Below are 14983 nucleotides of genomic sequence, written 5' to 3' on the forward strand. Positions count from 1 at the left end.
CATTGTTTTATTTCCGGATAACTTTTTTAGAGTAGCTTTTTAAAAGATCTTTTTAAAAGAGCTTTTTTAGACAGGCACCTATTAGCATATCTCCTACATGGTAAATAGTTTTATTCTTGATATGTCAATAAAAGTTAAGTTTTTGCGACTGTATATTTAACTTCTTCGTCATTGAGTTAACAGGACAGGTTTTGTTTCAATATGAATAGCAGGGGCGAGAATTTAAGATGAAGTTTATGACGATATTAATCGTTTTATTTTCTGGTGTAGGTGTTGTTAGTGCTGCAGACTCAGAACTTGAAATTGTCGTGACTGGATCGCGAATTACAGATTATGATGTAATGCCAGCAGTAACGATTACAAAGAGCGCTGATTTCTTAGTTCAAGAAATAACGTTAGTGAACGATAGCCGATCCCCCAAGCTCCGTAAAAGTGAAATTATGAGTTCCATCAATAATTTGGTCGCGAGCGCTAAAAAATTGAATGGCATAGAAATATCTTATGGAGAGGGCTTTCTATCGCCTGTGAACCTTAATGATGATTCAATACAACTTATTCAGTCGAGAAATAGAGTCGACACCAATTATGTGGAATTATTTGTTAAAGTTGCATTTGATAAAACTCGATCGGCTAAGGAACAAATTGCTGGTTTGCGAAATTTTATTTCGAAAGCAAAGCTCGTTAGCCGAACAGAAATTGAAGTACAAGGTGATATTGGACTAACGGTTGTATCTCCTGAACAGTATCGGTATGACATACTTAAAAAAATAAATACTGAAAATTTGAAGGTGAAAGGCTTGGTAGGCGGGAACTGTGAGATAAGTATTAGCGGGCTGGAAAACCGAGTGATGTGGGAGAGGACGGATATTTCAGCGCTGACTCTTTATATACCTTATGAAACTGATTTAAAATGTGGATGAATAATCTAATTTTATTTGGCTTCTGATCTGGCTGATAGGTTTCAATATTGAATCGAAAATGACAAAAAAATTCTTGGTTGTTATTTCATTAGATAGTCGATTTTGGGCAATGCGTAGTTTTTAATCTTGATTTGCTCAGCCTGTGCTTTTAATTTCATTCTATTGATAGCGGCAACAAATGCGGTCTCATTAAATAATGATTTGAAAACTTTGGATGTTTCGAGAAAACGGTAATCTAAAAAACCGAGTTCTTCAGCCTTCAGAATCCTCTCAATTGCGAGCGGCTTGTTATCTTCAGCGATGGCTGAAACTGCGCCTGCAACCCAAAGGTTCGGCCAACTATCCTCAGACAGATTTGGAGTGAGCGTCTCCGCGATACGTGCGGGATTTTGTAGCTTACTTAACCATTGGTACCAAGGTGATATGTACAGCGACTCGGGTTTTAAATTGTTTGCCATAGAAACTGCGTCGTAAGCGACTTTGTAATTTTCACTCTCTATGCTGATTAATCCTAGCATCAAGTAACTATCTGCCGTGCTAACATTGCGCTGATGCAAATTATCAATGACTTCTTTCGCTTCTGGCAATTGCGCACTAAGGTAATAATATTTTGCAAGACCCACTGCTGCGAAAGCGTTGTTAGGAGCAAGTTGGTGAGCTTTGGTATACCAGTTGCGCGCTTTTTCTGATAGACCCGAAAGCATCAATACATCGGCAATTTGTAATAATTGATATTCTTGCAGCGAGCCGAGTGTATCGATATTTAAATGCATGGCTTCATGTAAGCGACCTTTTTGTACATACAAGTAAGCGAGGGAGCCTTTAACCTCTGATGAATCTGGTGCCACCACTAATGCTTTCTCATATGACTTCATTGCATTAGTAATATCTCCCGTTACATCAAAGTGAAATCCGCGTAACCAGATATTATAGGGATTTTGCTCGTTCGTTTGTAAAAGGCGCTGAGTATATTGGTCAGTTGTCTTTAGCAATTCAGTTTGGCCGTTATATTTTGAGACACGGTGGAGCAATGCTAAGGTTAACCCTTGAAGAACAGCCTCATTGTCTGGTTGTATTAAACTCGCTTGATGGTAGAGGTTGATGGCTATTTGATTTGAGTCACTGTTGAACTCTTTACCGTAGTTTGCCGCCCGTTGTAGCAACATTTCAAACATATTGTCGGAAGTGTTGAGACTGTCATCACTTGCCATCTGGTTTAACGATGTGTTCAAATTTTGCACTGATAATTTAGGTGCGCTTACCCAATATCCAATTAGCGCGATGATAGCCACTAAGGTAAAGATCAAAATACTCATCTTATACTTAGTACCCTGTTGGTCTATCGCCGGTTTTTGAAAGTCACTCGAAGAAACTTCCCTGACTTCAGATAGCCAGCGATAGCCTTCGCCTCTAATTGTTTCGTAGAATGGTCGTTTATCTTTTCTTGTGCCAGCCAAAGATTTTCGCAATAGAGAAGCGCGTTGAGTAATTGTGTCGTCACCGACAGTTTTGCCGTCCCATACCTGCTCAATGAGTTCAGCAGTTGTAACGCAATTACCTGAAGCCTTAATCAGCGTCTCTAAAAATCGATAGCTCAATTTGGGTAATTTGACTTCTTCGCCGGCGATAAAAACCTGACGTTTTCCTGAGTCTAGGGTTAAATCGCCAGCTTTAAATATGAGTTCGTTCAATGCGATAAATATTGGTTCATCGTTAATGGATTCATTATACGAATATTCACTAAAAAAACATCAAACTCCGCTTATTTTGACAACCTTCAGGAAATCTTCAGGCTGTTTTCATGTGGTAATTAGGGCGAGGAGGCAAAATAACTCGATGATTTTAATCTAGTTTAAGGACCTATAAATGAAACGACACATTATTTTTCTTTTGATAGTCAAAATACTTTTCTCGACACCTGGTGCAGCAAAGTCGCTCGACTCGCTTTCGATAGCCGATAAAATTGACGCGCTTGAGCTCAAGCAGATGTCAGCAATTGTGGTCCAAAAAGACAATGAAGTCGTCTTTGAGAAGTACTTTGAGGGCTTTGCTGCTGGTGAGCTTCACAATGTGCGCTCTGCAAGTAAGTCGCTAACAGGGCTACTATTTGGAATTGCGCTTGAACAAGAAAAGTTTACATCTGCCGATGAAAAAGTTTTAAATCATTTCCCTGATTATCAAAATCTACTGTTTGATAATCCTGCCAAGCAACAAATGACTTTCTTTGATTTACTGAGTATGACAGGGCCGCTGGAGTGCGATGATTGGAATAACTTTTCTGCAGGTCATGAAGAAAAAATGTATCTTCAAGCGGACTGGATCAGTTTTACACTGAATCTGCCAGAGCGAGGACATGCTCCTTGGGAGCCGGCGCCACAGGAACGAAAATATGGCCGCGATTTTAGCTATTGCACCGCCGGTATCTCGCTTACCGGTGCCGCTATTGAACGAGCGACTCAACAAAAGTTGGATGATTTTGCGCAGCATTTTCTTTTAGGACCGCTGGGTATCACTAATGCAAAATGGATGTACTCACCGAAGGGGATCACTCAAGCGGGCGGTGGATTAGCAATATCGGCTAAAGATCTATTGAAGGTCGGTCAGCTCATACTGAATAACGGTCAGTGGGACGGTCAGCAGATTATTAATAAAAACTGGATTGAGAAAAGCTTAAAGCGCTATTCGGTAGCTATGCCTGAAATGAATGCTGAGTACGGATTAACCTGGTGGATCTTTGATTTTCCGGTGAAAGAGAAAACAGTTACCGCCTACGCTGCCGCTGGCAATGGGGGAAATTATTTGTTCATTGTCCCTTCACTTAACATGACAACGGTAATAATGAGTACTGCTTATAATAAGCCCTACATGCATCAACAAGCCCATCAGGTTTTCTCTCAGGTAATTTTGCCAGCGCTTTTGTGAAAATCGGGAGGTATAAGCGGCGGCTAATTGTTTAGAACCGGTATTATCGATATAGTGACTATTTGTGATTATTTGCAATAGATTCAGTGGTTGGCCTTTTTTTGCAATAGGAAACTAAATGGGGTATTCAATTTATATCCAAAAATTTGAAAATGGTGATTCTGCTAATATTCCATTTAATAAATTTGAGGAAGTTTTGTCAAAATACGGAAAAGTAGAGGATGGTAATGTTGGATTAGAGTTTGTGTCCAAGGTTGGCGAAATTTGTGATTTTGCCTCCATTCACGGAGATAGAGATTCAGGCGTGAGCGGTATTTCATTCAGTCGGCCAACGACACACAAAGCACTTCCTTTTAATGTTTATGACCTTCTCGGTTTAAAGAACACCTGTTTCTTCGGTCCTGATTTAGCGTTTTTGCAATCGAGGAATGATATGAACGAACACTTTCCTCCTTCGCTAATTGACGGGTTATCTAGTGGTCCAGAGGTTATAAAATCGCCCACTAGCTCTTGGCCTTTAAAATAGTTTTATCTAGGTATGTAGAGGCAGAAAACGAATAAGTGCATTTGGCATTTGATGAAAAACATCACTTATTAGACACTCAACCCTCCACGCCATTCCGAGCGTAGTCGAGGAAACTCACACAGCTTTTGAGGTATCTGCAAGCTGAAATAATTAATGACAGCCACGATTAAGTGAATGGCTCACACTAATAAGCGAGTATCGCGTTGTAAGAGTATTCAACTCAGAGATTGAAGATTGATAGCGTAAGTGATTCTCGATATAGTGACTGTCAGTAATTGTCGTATCCGCCTCCATAGCTATGTATGAACTAAAAAAGGGAGCGCGTGTTGGAAGTGTGTCAGGTGACGAATACGTTTGACTAAGTTATCATCCACTGCCAACAAGCTAGCTGGACTTCCAACGAGGCGTTTATAACGTCGCTTAACATCCATTTTTGGGAATCAAAAAAATAGTGAAAAAATCAACTCATGACCGTCACATAAATGGCAATGATTTTTCCTGAAATTTAGAGTGCTTTATCTATTACAAAATTATCCGTAGATTGTCTTTAGCCATCACAAAGGGGGCTCTAGAATAAAAGCGATGCTTATGCAGTAGTAAAAAACAGTCGTTCATATGGGTGAGAGTAAGCGAAGTTACCCCGTTAGTGGGTATTTTAAACGAGAAGGACGAATGAAAATAAATCATATATTTCGATTCGAAAAGCTTAGGGATGGTGGTTCACTAATCGTATCTTTTCAGTCAGATGATTCATGTGAGTATTGGGTTATGTTCCCTGTAGCGAATTTAGAATCTAAGCAAACCAAGTTTAAGAATCCAATGCTAGTGAACCGGACTACCGGACTAGAAGTTGAACTGAGTCAATTGGGAGCGAAGCAATGGCTCAGCCGGCTAGCGCCTTTGTTTTACGCTCGCGATGAACTTCCACAAGTATCCAAACAATCGGAAGAACGAATTCTGGGTGATATGCTAGCTTTGTGTGAAGAAAGCGATTAACACCATAGGGCAAAAATCATCACTTAAGCGATTTTCGTATAGTGCATATAAGCTATAAAGTCTAGAAAAAGCGGACGCTGACAATAATGTTTGAGTGTTTTTTAAAGGTTGTCGACTAAATGAAATTGATAGAGAAAGAATTCTGGCTTGAAGTAGATAATTATAAGAAGCGAATTGCTCTTATATTCGCACTCTGGATTCCATTTGGGGTTATCGTTAGTCTAATTTGGATCAAGGTATTCGAATTTAAATTTAACTTTATCGTTGCAACGGTTATATTGCTATTATGGTCGTCTATTCAGATAAAGGTTAATAGTGATTTTAGAAAGTTAAAGCTCAAATGTCCGAAATGTGATAAGCAAGCTTTTGATGATATACCTATTTTGTTTGCAGAGAACTCTTGTGCGAATTGTGGGTATCGAAGAGAGGATTAGATATTAATAGCTTCAAGGAATGTAGAAAATATGAAGGGAAAACTTTACATATTGTTCGTTTTATTGACGATAAGTTCATGCGACGTCGAAAAGAAAAATATTGAACTTCCTTCAATTTATTATTCCATTTTTATATCGCTACAGGGTGACGACCATGATGTTGATTCAGCTAAAGATCATTGGTTAAGAGCCGAAAAACCATGTTTTTACTTTATCGAAGATGAAAGGTACAGCTATGTATCCGCATTGGTAGATGTGGGCTTTGGGGTTACTGAATGGAACGAAGAGTTGAATGCGAAGCCCAAACTAGCAGAAGACTTACTTAAATATATGGTTAGTAATGGATGTGGTCTGGAAGAACTTCACCCTGTTACCGGTCATTCTACCGCACATAGCGCGGCGTTTTTTACAAAAAATAATTTTAAGTTGGCCCGTTATGTTTTACAAAACACAAATAACCTCAACCAAAAGACTCTGGATACGGATCCTCATTTTCCAGGTATGACGTCGACACAAATATTGGCAAAAATCGTTGCTGAAAATGAAAATCAGGAGCAAAGACTTCAACTATTAGAACTAATAAAAAGTAGATTAGAGTAATGGGTTTGTATGCCATATATTGTTGGCAGTATATGATAGAGTCAAATGACTCAGAGCATCACAAACGAGACGTCCGGTTAAGATAAATGGTACTTAAAAAACAGTCATTGAATGAGTTTTAATACTAAGATAAAAGCAAAATGTGGGAAAATTTTTTAAAGGTACGACTATTGGAACTAAGGGGTCCGAGAACGGTGAAATTCTCGTAGACTTAGAACACGAAATGGGAGCGAGGCTAACTATCGAAAAGGATGGGGCTGCTGCTCCCTTTAGCATTACAATCGGTGTTTATGGTTTATTTTTTCATACGTCTTTCTATTCGACTGTTGATAAAGCAAAGTCTGATTTAAATATAATGAAAACTGAAATCGATAATTTTTTTAATTCAGAGCCAACTAAAAGCGAAGAACTTGACTGGATAAATCAATTTGTCGAGAGATTTTAAGTGTTAATAAGGGGATGGGGTTGAGTGAAGCTCAATGGACTCAAACCATTACATAACGGCCTCTCATAGAAGTTAGGTATTACTTGCTTCTCTGGAAAAGCAGCCGCTCGTATAGGTATGACGTTAGGTGAAGCCTTATAACCATTGATCAATGGCGTAGTTTAATTAAAATGAAAAAGATACTACCAATATTAATAACACTTTTAATTATCGGTTGTGTAGCAAATTCCCCCATAAGTGATTCAGGGCTCAACCCTGCAGACAAGAAATCAGCAAGAGCTTATATCCAAAGTTTGTCACGCTGCCCCGAAAGAGTAGAGCGGGGCGTGTTTTTAGATGGCGGAACAGTAGGCGTTAAAGTTCATTATGAATCATCAGAAATTAAATATTTCGGCATGGAAAATAATGAATACTTTGAATCTCATAGTTCTAGTAGATCGCTGACCAATGAAGAGGCTGCTAAGATTGAAATTGGAAAGCAGGTGAAACTGTTTCTTGGAATACACCCCACTGCAAAAACGTACTCGCAAATTTTACCATTCAGAGGCGAAGAAGAGCGTGAATTAAAAGCTACGATACAACAGTGGTTGACTTGTGAGCCCCTAGACAGAGAATCAAAATCGCAAGTCAATCTGTTTCTAAGCGACATTGACTCACAAAGAAAAAGAGAAGTTAAGCACCTTTATGATATACCGGATAGAAAACTAGCTGAGTGGAGAGAGGTTAACTCTAGGCAAGGCGTTTTTGGTAAACATATTAATAACGAATACGAAATAATCGGGGGTTCTAGAATGTCAACTACACAGCTTGTTGATATTAGTGCATGTCCCGAGTCCAGCGAATGCGGAATGAGTTGGTACAGATATGAGATTAAAGTATTTTATAAGAGTAAAAACCATGTAAAAGGCGACGTAATTAACCTTGTAAGAAAAGAAGAGAATCCAACCTACACGTTGATTTCAGATGTGGGTGCCTATGTAGTAAGTGAAATCCCTAATTTAGAACTCCAAAAGACTTTAAATGCTAAATATTATCTTCACGAAGTTTCTTATCCGAAGAAAATAATATGCTTTAATCACTTATTATCAGAACTTGGCCAGCCGGAATGGGATAAAATTGACTATCAGCCTTATGGCGAATGGGAAAGACAGTGTATTCCCGCTGATTAAATTAGATTGCTTTGTAGATAATATTTCAGCTGTAAATAGGGTCGTGTGTTATGATGAAAACCAATCTAGTAATTAATGAAACGGTCGCTTGACAGGCAAAATGCACCACGGAACAGACGTTGACCTTTTTGAACCGCGCAAAAGACTTACAAAAGTAATAGAAAGATAGAAGAAAATGATAAAGCAAATTGGTAAATATTTAGGTATAGGAATATTACTTGGAATAGGAATATCGATAGTCGATGTCGTATTTTGGGAATTTAGAAAAGATAGTGTTAAGAAACTCACAGATCAAATTAGTTCTGATATTAAAGGGCTAAGGGATGTTTTCTATGTAGAAGGTATGGAATCAGTCTTCGATAATCCTAAGGAATATGACCCTTATATCGACCTTTCATTTTCACTCCAAGGGTATAAAAAACTAGATGACAAGATTAGGTTAAGTGGCAAAATATCAAATACTGGAAGTTCTATTTGGAGTGGTCTGTTTCTAAAGATACAAGCCTTTACTGAAGGGGATAATATAATTTCTGACTGTCATTTATCGACTACAGATTTAAAGCCAGGTCACTGGGAAGCTTTTATAACAGACTGCTATATATTGGAAGAATATCAAGGTAAAGAAATAAAAGAGATATCATTTAGGTTAAAAAAAGCATTTCATGATAAGAAAGTAATAAAGCCAATCGATGATACTTCGAAGAAAGATGATGCAGTTGAATAAGTTAACAAGCGTAAGGTTTTATACATACGAGACTGTGTGAAAGAAATGCTTCGATAGTCTCTGCTCATCACCAAGCTGACACTCGGGCATACATTTTAAATTTATAAAAGCAGACACTCGTTCTCAATTTAATACTTAAATAATGATCATAAAGCATGAAATAAAAAATATATTTAATGTCAAAGGTAAGTTGCACGTTCTTGATGTTATTGGAATAAGAGTCGCTAATACCTTAAAGCCAGGGAAACAGCTTGAATGTGTGTTTCAGAAGCCTAGTGGAGAGCAATATAAAATGATCGGAACGATAGTTCCTGAATTGGTAAGTCACAAGGGGCAAGGTATTGATTTGGATAAAATTGGTGGTAGTCTTGCTTTTTATTCTAAGCCGAATAACGAATCACCTGAGGGATGGAAGCTATTCGTCCATATTGAGTCAGATGAAGTAACCTAGCACATTATGTTTGATGTAATTGGCTCTTATCATCAGAGGTTGTGTGAAAAGGTTGTCGTGACAGGCTCTGTTCATCACGAAAGAGACAGTCATCGATAAGTTTTATATTTTTAAAAGCGGTCAGTCACCGAATATATTGGTATTAACCTGTTTCATAGGTACAGTAAATGGCATTCGATTTATATCTAGGGAAAGAAAGAGCATGTATTGAGCACCATGAAGAGGGAATCTTCAGTGCAATAACCGATGATTCTCGCTATCCAAAGTTAAATCGGCTTTGGGAAGAGTTTTACAATGGGCCACTCATTCAGCCTGGAACTGCTAATGAATTAGTTCACGAGCTGATAAACTTGAGAACTGAAATGTCGAACCAAGTAGACTCGAAACATTTGGTTTTAGCAATAGATCGATTGCTTCCATTTTTAAGTAAGGCGTATAAATCGGAAGAGCAAATCAGGTGTGTCAGTGATTAGTATGTGGGGGAATTGAGGGGCTCAATTCATCACCTTACGGACGCTCACTGTTTATCTAATAGTTGTTAAAAGTTGCCGTTCAAAATATTAACTCATGTAAGATAGGTTTAAGTGAAATATTATAAAGAGCTTTTATTGAAGAAGCTTTCAAACGATGGATGGGGGCTCCTCGAGGAAGACGATAATACAGCTTGGTGGTTAGAGTCTCACTGGAAGATTAAATCTGTTAAGCAGAATTATGGCTTGGAAATTTTTGTATTGTTTCTAGTTGACCCTATGTATGATGGACAGAATAAAGGAAGTGCTGTTTGGGCAGTTGGGGCTTACAAAGAAGTTCCGCATGAGCGACCTTTGGAAGGTAGCATTTGCGTGATGAGTATGATGAAAGGAAAGTTTGACGAGAAACTAGGAGAATTCGTTACTTGTTTAAACAAGTATAGGAATGAAACTCACTCATAGTAATGATTGACACAGTCGATAGATCTATATAATAACGCAACCTCCCCATCGATTCTGCTTTAAATATAAGAAGCTTGAGAGCTTCTCTAACAATAAAAAATATACTAGGAAATAGAATGGTTAGATTACTCGTTTCAATATCTGGATTAATGATGATTGTGTCTTGTGCTTCAAGTAATGTCATAGATTTTCGACCTGCGCCGGCGGTTTCTGAACTAACAGATCCTGCAATACCTTTGAAGATAGTCGAACCCGCATACCCTCGAAGAGCAGCAATTAATAATATAGAAGGTTGGGTTTTCTTCGAATTTGAACTAAATAGTAAAGGTAATCCTGTAAAACTTGCAGTAATGGATTCTCACCCACAAGGCACATTTGTAAAGAATGCTTCAATAGCATTTAGTCAATGGACTTTTAAGGTTGACTCAGAAACTGCAAAACAAAAGAAGCAGTATATAATGGAGTTTAAATTAGCGGACTAAGGCACTAAACATCACAAAATCGATATTGATCGTGTAGGTTTAAACTGTTTTTCAACTTAACGATTTATCTTTACCTTTTAATTCATGAAGGAAACGTAGCAATTGAAATCTCTTTGTAATCAAATTGAAGATGTTTTAGTGGAACCAATGAAAGTTCCAGAAGCCTTTGTGAAACTTTTTGAATGGATAGAGGCGAATGGTTTCTATGAAGATACCGAACTTGGAAGGATCGGTTATCTCTATCCGATAAATGATTTACGTGCTAATTGGGGAGACAACGAAAGACCAGGTGGTACTCTTATCGAGTTTTATGCTGAGAAGGACAGTGATTTATTCTATTTCATAAATGAAAATACAAAAGGTCGTCTCAGAGTTTTCGCAAGAACTGGTGGTGATGGTTCTGTGGCAGCCTTTTGGATTGATGATTATGGTCAGCAAAAGATAGTGCATATCGGTTCAGGTTCTGGCTCGGTGCTTGGTTGCGTTTTGTGTGATGAACCTTTAGATTTCTTGAGGCTTATTGCAATTGGTTATGATGAAATCTGTTGGAATGATGATTTTGAGTTGACGCCCAGCGAGAGTTTTAAGAATAGTAATTTTTTTGTGAAGCCAAATTTAAAGTATAGAGATTGGCTAATCCATCATTTCAAAACTACTATACCAAAAACGGCCATTGAAATAGTTAAAGATCCTGCTGAATTTGGGGATGAGAAATCAAACGATCCATTTTGTAAATGGTTAATCAAAAATGATTCATAACAAAAACTAGTTTGGAATTAGTTATCGGATTTGCCTCAATTACCACAATTAGAAGCCAATGACCGCTTTCGGGAATGGGTTTTATAGCATCTTCCCAAATATCTCAATGACCGCTATATGGCAAAAGCACTCACAGAAAATTTAAGCATAACATCCAACTTTACCCTCTAAAAACTCCTATAAAACCAATTATCCTCCACTTCTAATGTTTGGTAAATGAGATATCCGCATAAATATTCCTGTCACATAGCTTTAGCAAAGCTGAAATAAACCAGAAACAAATCAACGCTACATTGCCGTGTTTACCATAACAACTCTACAATGGAGCTTTGCGTGAATTATAAAAAAACATTATTGGTACTTGCGACAAGTTTAGCTTTGTCTGCATGTATTGAAGACGGGGATGATGGTGCGAATGGTGCTGATGGTACTAACGGCTTAAATGCTTTAATTGAGCAAATTGAACTTGCTGCAGGGAATGAGCAATGTTTCAATGGCGGTGTTCAAATAAACACCGGTTTAGATACGAATCAGAATAATACAATTGATGCTACTGAAATCACAAGTACTGAGTATGTCTGTGCTCCATCAATTCCGGTTTCAGTTGCTAATTTGACCGGTGAAAAAATCACTTACCCAATTGCAGAATCCGCAAAAGCGTTAGCGACAGCGAGTTTTTCCGAAGGTGGTAGAACTGGAAACGACATTGACTTAACTATTGGGTTTGGTTCCGGCGCATTTCGTCACCAAAATGATCCAATCAATACTTTTTATACTATCAGTGACCGCGGACCGAACATTAAATGCGGCGATGCAGAAGAACTGATCGGTTTAACAGAATTCTGTAAAGATGCCGGAGTAGCAGTTGATGGAAAAATTTTTCCAGTTACAGACTTTGCGCCAAGCATTTATCAATGGCGCTTAGTTGAAAATACCAATGGCGACAAGCAAGCAGAAATTATCGAAGTCATTACTTTAAAAGACAGTGATGGAAATCCTGTCTCAGGTATTTCTAATCCCTTAACATTTGCTGATGGTAGTTCAAACACCGAAAATGCATTCGCAAGTGATGGCTCATTACTTGACTTTGATGCTGAAGGTCTTGATCCAGAAGCAATCGTTAAACTATCAGATGGCACATTTTGGATTGCTGAAGAATATGGTGCTTCGATTTTACGTGTAGATACTGACGGTACAATTTTATCACGCGTTGTTCCTGCTGGAGTGGAGACACAATTAAGCGATGCCAATTACCCATTGGCAGGATCCTTACCGGCAGTTTATCACAAAAGAAAACTCAATCGCGGTATTGAATCTATCGCAGTTTCGCCTGCTGAAGATTATTTGTACTTTATTATGCAAAGCCCGCTAGATAATCCAGATTACAAATTATCCCGCCATGTTCGTATTATGAAGTACGCCTTGTCAGCTGGTGAGCTTGGCAATGCAATGGGTGAGTATGTTTATCAACTAGATCGCCCCGAAACTTTCGGCGATGGTACCAGTGGTGATAACAATAAAGCACAAAAAGATGTCAAAGTCTCGGAGATGCTTGCGGTTGGCGAAGACGATCTGATTATCCTAGAGCGAATTAGTAAAACAACAAAGCTTTATCGTATTAATCTTGGTACTGGGGAAAATATCCTTGGAACTGACTTAAGTAATACTGGTGTTGTGGCTAATGAAACTGATGAAGAGAAAACGTTAGAAGATGTGTTTAATCTAGAAGTCGTTGGAGCATCGCCGGTTAACAAAAGTCTTGTTTTTAACAGCATGACTCAATCACCCGAGCTACCAAAGAAGATCGAAGGTATTGCGTGGATGTCGAATGACTACGTCATGCTTATTAACGATAATGATTTTGGTATTGAAGGCGGTGAAACTGAAATTAACTTACTCAACATTGGCGGAGATTTAGTTTCAGAGTCTAGTAACGTTGCGGCGAAACCTGGATTAACATTAATTGGTCGATACCAGGCAAGCACTGGCGGTGAAGGTGCGGCTGAGATTGTACAATATCATGCAAACTCAGAATCAATTTTCACCATTAATGGCGACTTAGGCAATCGAATTGAAGTGGTTTCTGTCGCAGGGTTAACTACTGCTGAACTTGCTTCACCATTAACCTCGACAAACTTAACGGGGGTTAATTATGATTTTCCAACAAGCGTTGATATAGGTGCAGAAACGGTTGATATTTCCGATGTAAACAGTATCGCAATTCACGGTAACAAACTAGCGGTTGCGGTTGCTCATGTCAATGATATTACTGAGGCCGGTGTTGTGTTGTTTTATACACTGGACGATGACGGTGGCTTTGATGTGAGTGATTATATTGCAACGCGCGTAGGTGTATTACCTGATAGTGTTGCATTTACCCCAGATGGTAGCAAAATCGTTGTCGCCGATGAAGGTGAAGCGGGTGATGTGCCTGCTGATGATGTTAAAGGTTCGGTATCTATCATCGATGTTGTTGCCGGTGTAGCAGAAACGACGGCGACAACGTTGACTTTTGATGACTTTAACGGACTTGATTTAGAAGGTTTAAACCAAAATCCTGATGCGGTCGATTTTGCGCATGCTGTCGAGCCTGAGTATGTTGCTATCTCTGCTGACTCATCAACTGCTTATATCACTTTGCAAGAAATGAATGCGCTAGCGGTTGTTGATTTAAACAACAAAACCATCCTCGATGTTAAATCGCTAGGTTTAAAAGATCATAGTTTAATGTCAAATGCACTTGATGCCAGCGACAAGGACAACAAAGTTAATATCAGAACTTACGATAATCTTTATGGCTTGTTCCAACCGGATACCATCGTGAGCTATCAAACCAATGGACAAAATTATTTAATCACCGCAAACGAAGGTGACGCGGGTGATGGGTTCCATGATGTCGACGAAAGAGTTGAAGATCTGACTTTAGATGCAACTGCTTTTCCTGATGCGACTGCTTTGCAGACAGACGATGAACTAGGTCGTTTGAAGGTTGTTCCTTATTTAGGTCAAGGTCAAGACGGTGAATATGAAAAGCTCTATGCCTTTGGCGCTCGCTCTTTTTCAATATGGTCGGATGCTGGAGAATTAGTTTTTGACAGCGGTTCGGATTTCGAAAAAGTAACTGCGGGACTTTTCGGCTTAGACTTTAACAATGATGAAGATGTCAATGAAGCTGACACGCGTTCAGACGCAAAAGGCCCTGAGCCAGAAGCTCTTGCTGTCGGACAAGTCGGTGATCGATTCTATGCTTTCATCGGTATGGAACGAATGGGTGGAATTGCGATGTATGATGTTACTGATCCTTACGGCGTTCAGTTTATTACTTACACCAACAACAGAAACCTTTCCGATATCACACAAGGTGATTTAGCGCCTGAAGGTATGTCATTTGTGAAAGCGGAAGATAGCCCAACGGGTTATCCACTGTTAATCGTTGGTAACGAAATCAGTGGTACGGTTGCTGTCTATCAAGTCCAATAAAAGTTGTTTTAATGATTAGGGCCAACATAGGTTGGCCTTTTTTTTGTTTGCACATCGAGCTGAATATATTATCAGCGCAAAACATCAAGAAAGTGAATATTTCCACTTTGTTGCAATCTTTAAAAGTTTTAGGGATTATAGAT

16 protein-coding genes are annotated in these 14983 nt (G+C 38.7%); 15 read left to right on the forward strand and 1 reads right to left on the reverse strand.

The window, feature by feature from the left end; genetic code table 11:
- The first annotated feature begins 227 nt into the window (after nt 1-227).
- Nucleotides 228-920 (forward strand): hypothetical protein, encoded by a 693-nt coding sequence (locus tag FLL45_RS13260; protein ID WP_142942539.1) that lies wholly within the window; start codon nt 228-230, stop codon nt 918-920.
- Nucleotides 921-1000: 80 nt separating this feature from the next.
- On the opposite strand, the gene FLL45_RS13265 is transcribed toward FLL45_RS13260, so the two are convergent.
- Nucleotides 1001-2611 (reverse strand): winged helix-turn-helix domain-containing protein, encoded by a 1611-nt coding sequence (locus tag FLL45_RS13265; RefSeq protein WP_185964456.1) that lies wholly within the window; start codon nt 2609-2611, stop codon nt 1001-1003.
- A 175-nt stretch (nt 2612-2786) separates the two neighbouring features.
- Between FLL45_RS13265 and FLL45_RS13270 the strand changes: the two genes are divergently transcribed.
- From FLL45_RS13270 to FLL45_RS13335, 14 genes are all read left to right on the forward strand, one after another.
- Complete coding sequence (locus FLL45_RS13270) at nt 2787-3842, forward strand: serine hydrolase domain-containing protein (RefSeq protein ID WP_142942541.1); 1056 nt, start codon at nt 2787-2789, stop codon at nt 3840-3842.
- Between the two features lie 118 nt (nt 3843-3960).
- Nucleotides 3961-4368 (forward strand): hypothetical protein, encoded by a 408-nt coding sequence (locus FLL45_RS13275; RefSeq protein ID WP_142942542.1) that lies wholly within the window; start codon nt 3961-3963, stop codon nt 4366-4368.
- Nucleotides 4369-5040: 672 nt separating this feature from the next.
- Complete coding sequence (locus tag FLL45_RS13280) at nt 5041-5364, forward strand: hypothetical protein (protein ID WP_142942543.1); 324 nt, start codon at nt 5041-5043, stop codon at nt 5362-5364.
- A 119-nt stretch (nt 5365-5483) separates the two neighbouring features.
- The gene (locus FLL45_RS13285) at nt 5484-5798 is read left to right on the forward strand and encodes a hypothetical protein (RefSeq protein ID WP_142942544.1); all 315 of its coding nucleotides are present in this window, start codon (nt 5484-5486) and stop codon (nt 5796-5798) included.
- 30 nt (nt 5799-5828) lie between these two features.
- Nucleotides 5829-6398 (forward strand): hypothetical protein, encoded by a 570-nt coding sequence (locus tag FLL45_RS13290; RefSeq protein ID WP_142942545.1) that lies wholly within the window; start codon nt 5829-5831, stop codon nt 6396-6398.
- A 142-nt stretch (nt 6399-6540) separates the two neighbouring features.
- On the forward strand, nt 6541-6843 hold the full coding sequence (locus FLL45_RS13295; RefSeq protein WP_142942546.1) for a hypothetical protein: 303 nt from the start codon (nt 6541-6543) through the stop codon (nt 6841-6843).
- A 170-nt stretch (nt 6844-7013) separates the two neighbouring features.
- On the forward strand, nt 7014-8012 hold the full coding sequence (locus FLL45_RS13300; protein WP_142942547.1) for a hypothetical protein: 999 nt from the start codon (nt 7014-7016) through the stop codon (nt 8010-8012).
- 175 nt (nt 8013-8187) lie between these two features.
- Nucleotides 8188-8736 (forward strand): hypothetical protein, encoded by a 549-nt coding sequence (locus tag FLL45_RS13305; RefSeq protein ID WP_142942548.1) that lies wholly within the window; start codon nt 8188-8190, stop codon nt 8734-8736.
- Nucleotides 8737-8878: 142 nt separating this feature from the next.
- On the forward strand, nt 8879-9187 hold the full coding sequence (locus tag FLL45_RS13310; protein ID WP_142942549.1) for a hypothetical protein: 309 nt from the start codon (nt 8879-8881) through the stop codon (nt 9185-9187).
- Nucleotides 9188-9354: 167 nt separating this feature from the next.
- The gene (locus FLL45_RS13315) at nt 9355-9660 is read left to right on the forward strand and encodes a hypothetical protein (RefSeq protein WP_142942550.1); all 306 of its coding nucleotides are present in this window, start codon (nt 9355-9357) and stop codon (nt 9658-9660) included.
- Between the two features lie 135 nt (nt 9661-9795).
- Nucleotides 9796-10119 (forward strand): hypothetical protein, encoded by a 324-nt coding sequence (locus tag FLL45_RS13320; protein WP_142942551.1) that lies wholly within the window; start codon nt 9796-9798, stop codon nt 10117-10119.
- 116 nt (nt 10120-10235) lie between these two features.
- A complete protein-coding gene (locus tag FLL45_RS13325) occupies nt 10236-10601 on the forward strand; it encodes an energy transducer TonB (RefSeq protein WP_142942552.1) in 366 nt (121 codons plus the stop codon).
- Between the two features lie 102 nt (nt 10602-10703).
- The gene (locus tag FLL45_RS13330; protein ID WP_142942553.1) at nt 10704-11360 is read left to right on the forward strand and encodes an SMI1/KNR4 family protein; all 657 of its coding nucleotides are present in this window, start codon (nt 10704-10706) and stop codon (nt 11358-11360) included.
- Nucleotides 11361-11693: 333 nt separating this feature from the next.
- A complete protein-coding gene (locus tag FLL45_RS13335) occupies nt 11694-14840 on the forward strand; it encodes a choice-of-anchor I family protein (RefSeq protein WP_185964457.1) in 3147 nt (1048 codons plus the stop codon).
- Nucleotides 14841-14983: the final 143 nt, after the last annotated feature.

This window comes from Aliikangiella marina (genome assembly GCF_007004765.1).
GTDB lineage: Bacteria > Pseudomonadota > Gammaproteobacteria > Enterobacterales > Kangiellaceae > Aliikangiella > Aliikangiella marina.

Bases quoted from the DNA above. Each gene is read 5' to 3' on its own strand.
- FLL45_RS13280 (WP_142942543.1), top strand. From the start codon at position 5,041: ATGAAAATAAATCATATATTTCGATTCGAAAAGCTTAGGGATGGTGGT.
- FLL45_RS13260 (WP_142942539.1), top strand. From the start codon at position 228: ATGAAGTTTATGACGATATTAATCGTTTTATTTTCTGGTGTAGGTGTT.
- FLL45_RS13310 (WP_142942549.1), top strand. From the start codon at position 8,879: ATGATCATAAAGCATGAAATAAAAAATATATTTAATGTCAAAGGTAAG.
- FLL45_RS13285 (WP_142942544.1), top strand. From the start codon at position 5,484: ATGAAATTGATAGAGAAAGAATTCTGGCTTGAAGTAGATAATTATAAG.
- FLL45_RS13270 (WP_142942541.1), top strand. From the start codon at position 2,787: ATGAAACGACACATTATTTTTCTTTTGATAGTCAAAATACTTTTCTCG.
- FLL45_RS13290 (WP_142942545.1), top strand. From the start codon at position 5,829: ATGAAGGGAAAACTTTACATATTGTTCGTTTTATTGACGATAAGTTCA.
- FLL45_RS13325 (WP_142942552.1), top strand. From the start codon at position 10,236: ATGGTTAGATTACTCGTTTCAATATCTGGATTAATGATGATTGTGTCT.
- FLL45_RS13315 (WP_142942550.1), top strand. From the start codon at position 9,355: ATGGCATTCGATTTATATCTAGGGAAAGAAAGAGCATGTATTGAGCAC.
- FLL45_RS13275 (WP_142942542.1), top strand. From the start codon at position 3,961: ATGGGGTATTCAATTTATATCCAAAAATTTGAAAATGGTGATTCTGCT.
- FLL45_RS13305 (WP_142942548.1), top strand. From the start codon at position 8,188: ATGATAAAGCAAATTGGTAAATATTTAGGTATAGGAATATTACTTGGA.
- FLL45_RS13300 (WP_142942547.1), top strand. From the start codon at position 7,014: ATGAAAAAGATACTACCAATATTAATAACACTTTTAATTATCGGTTGT.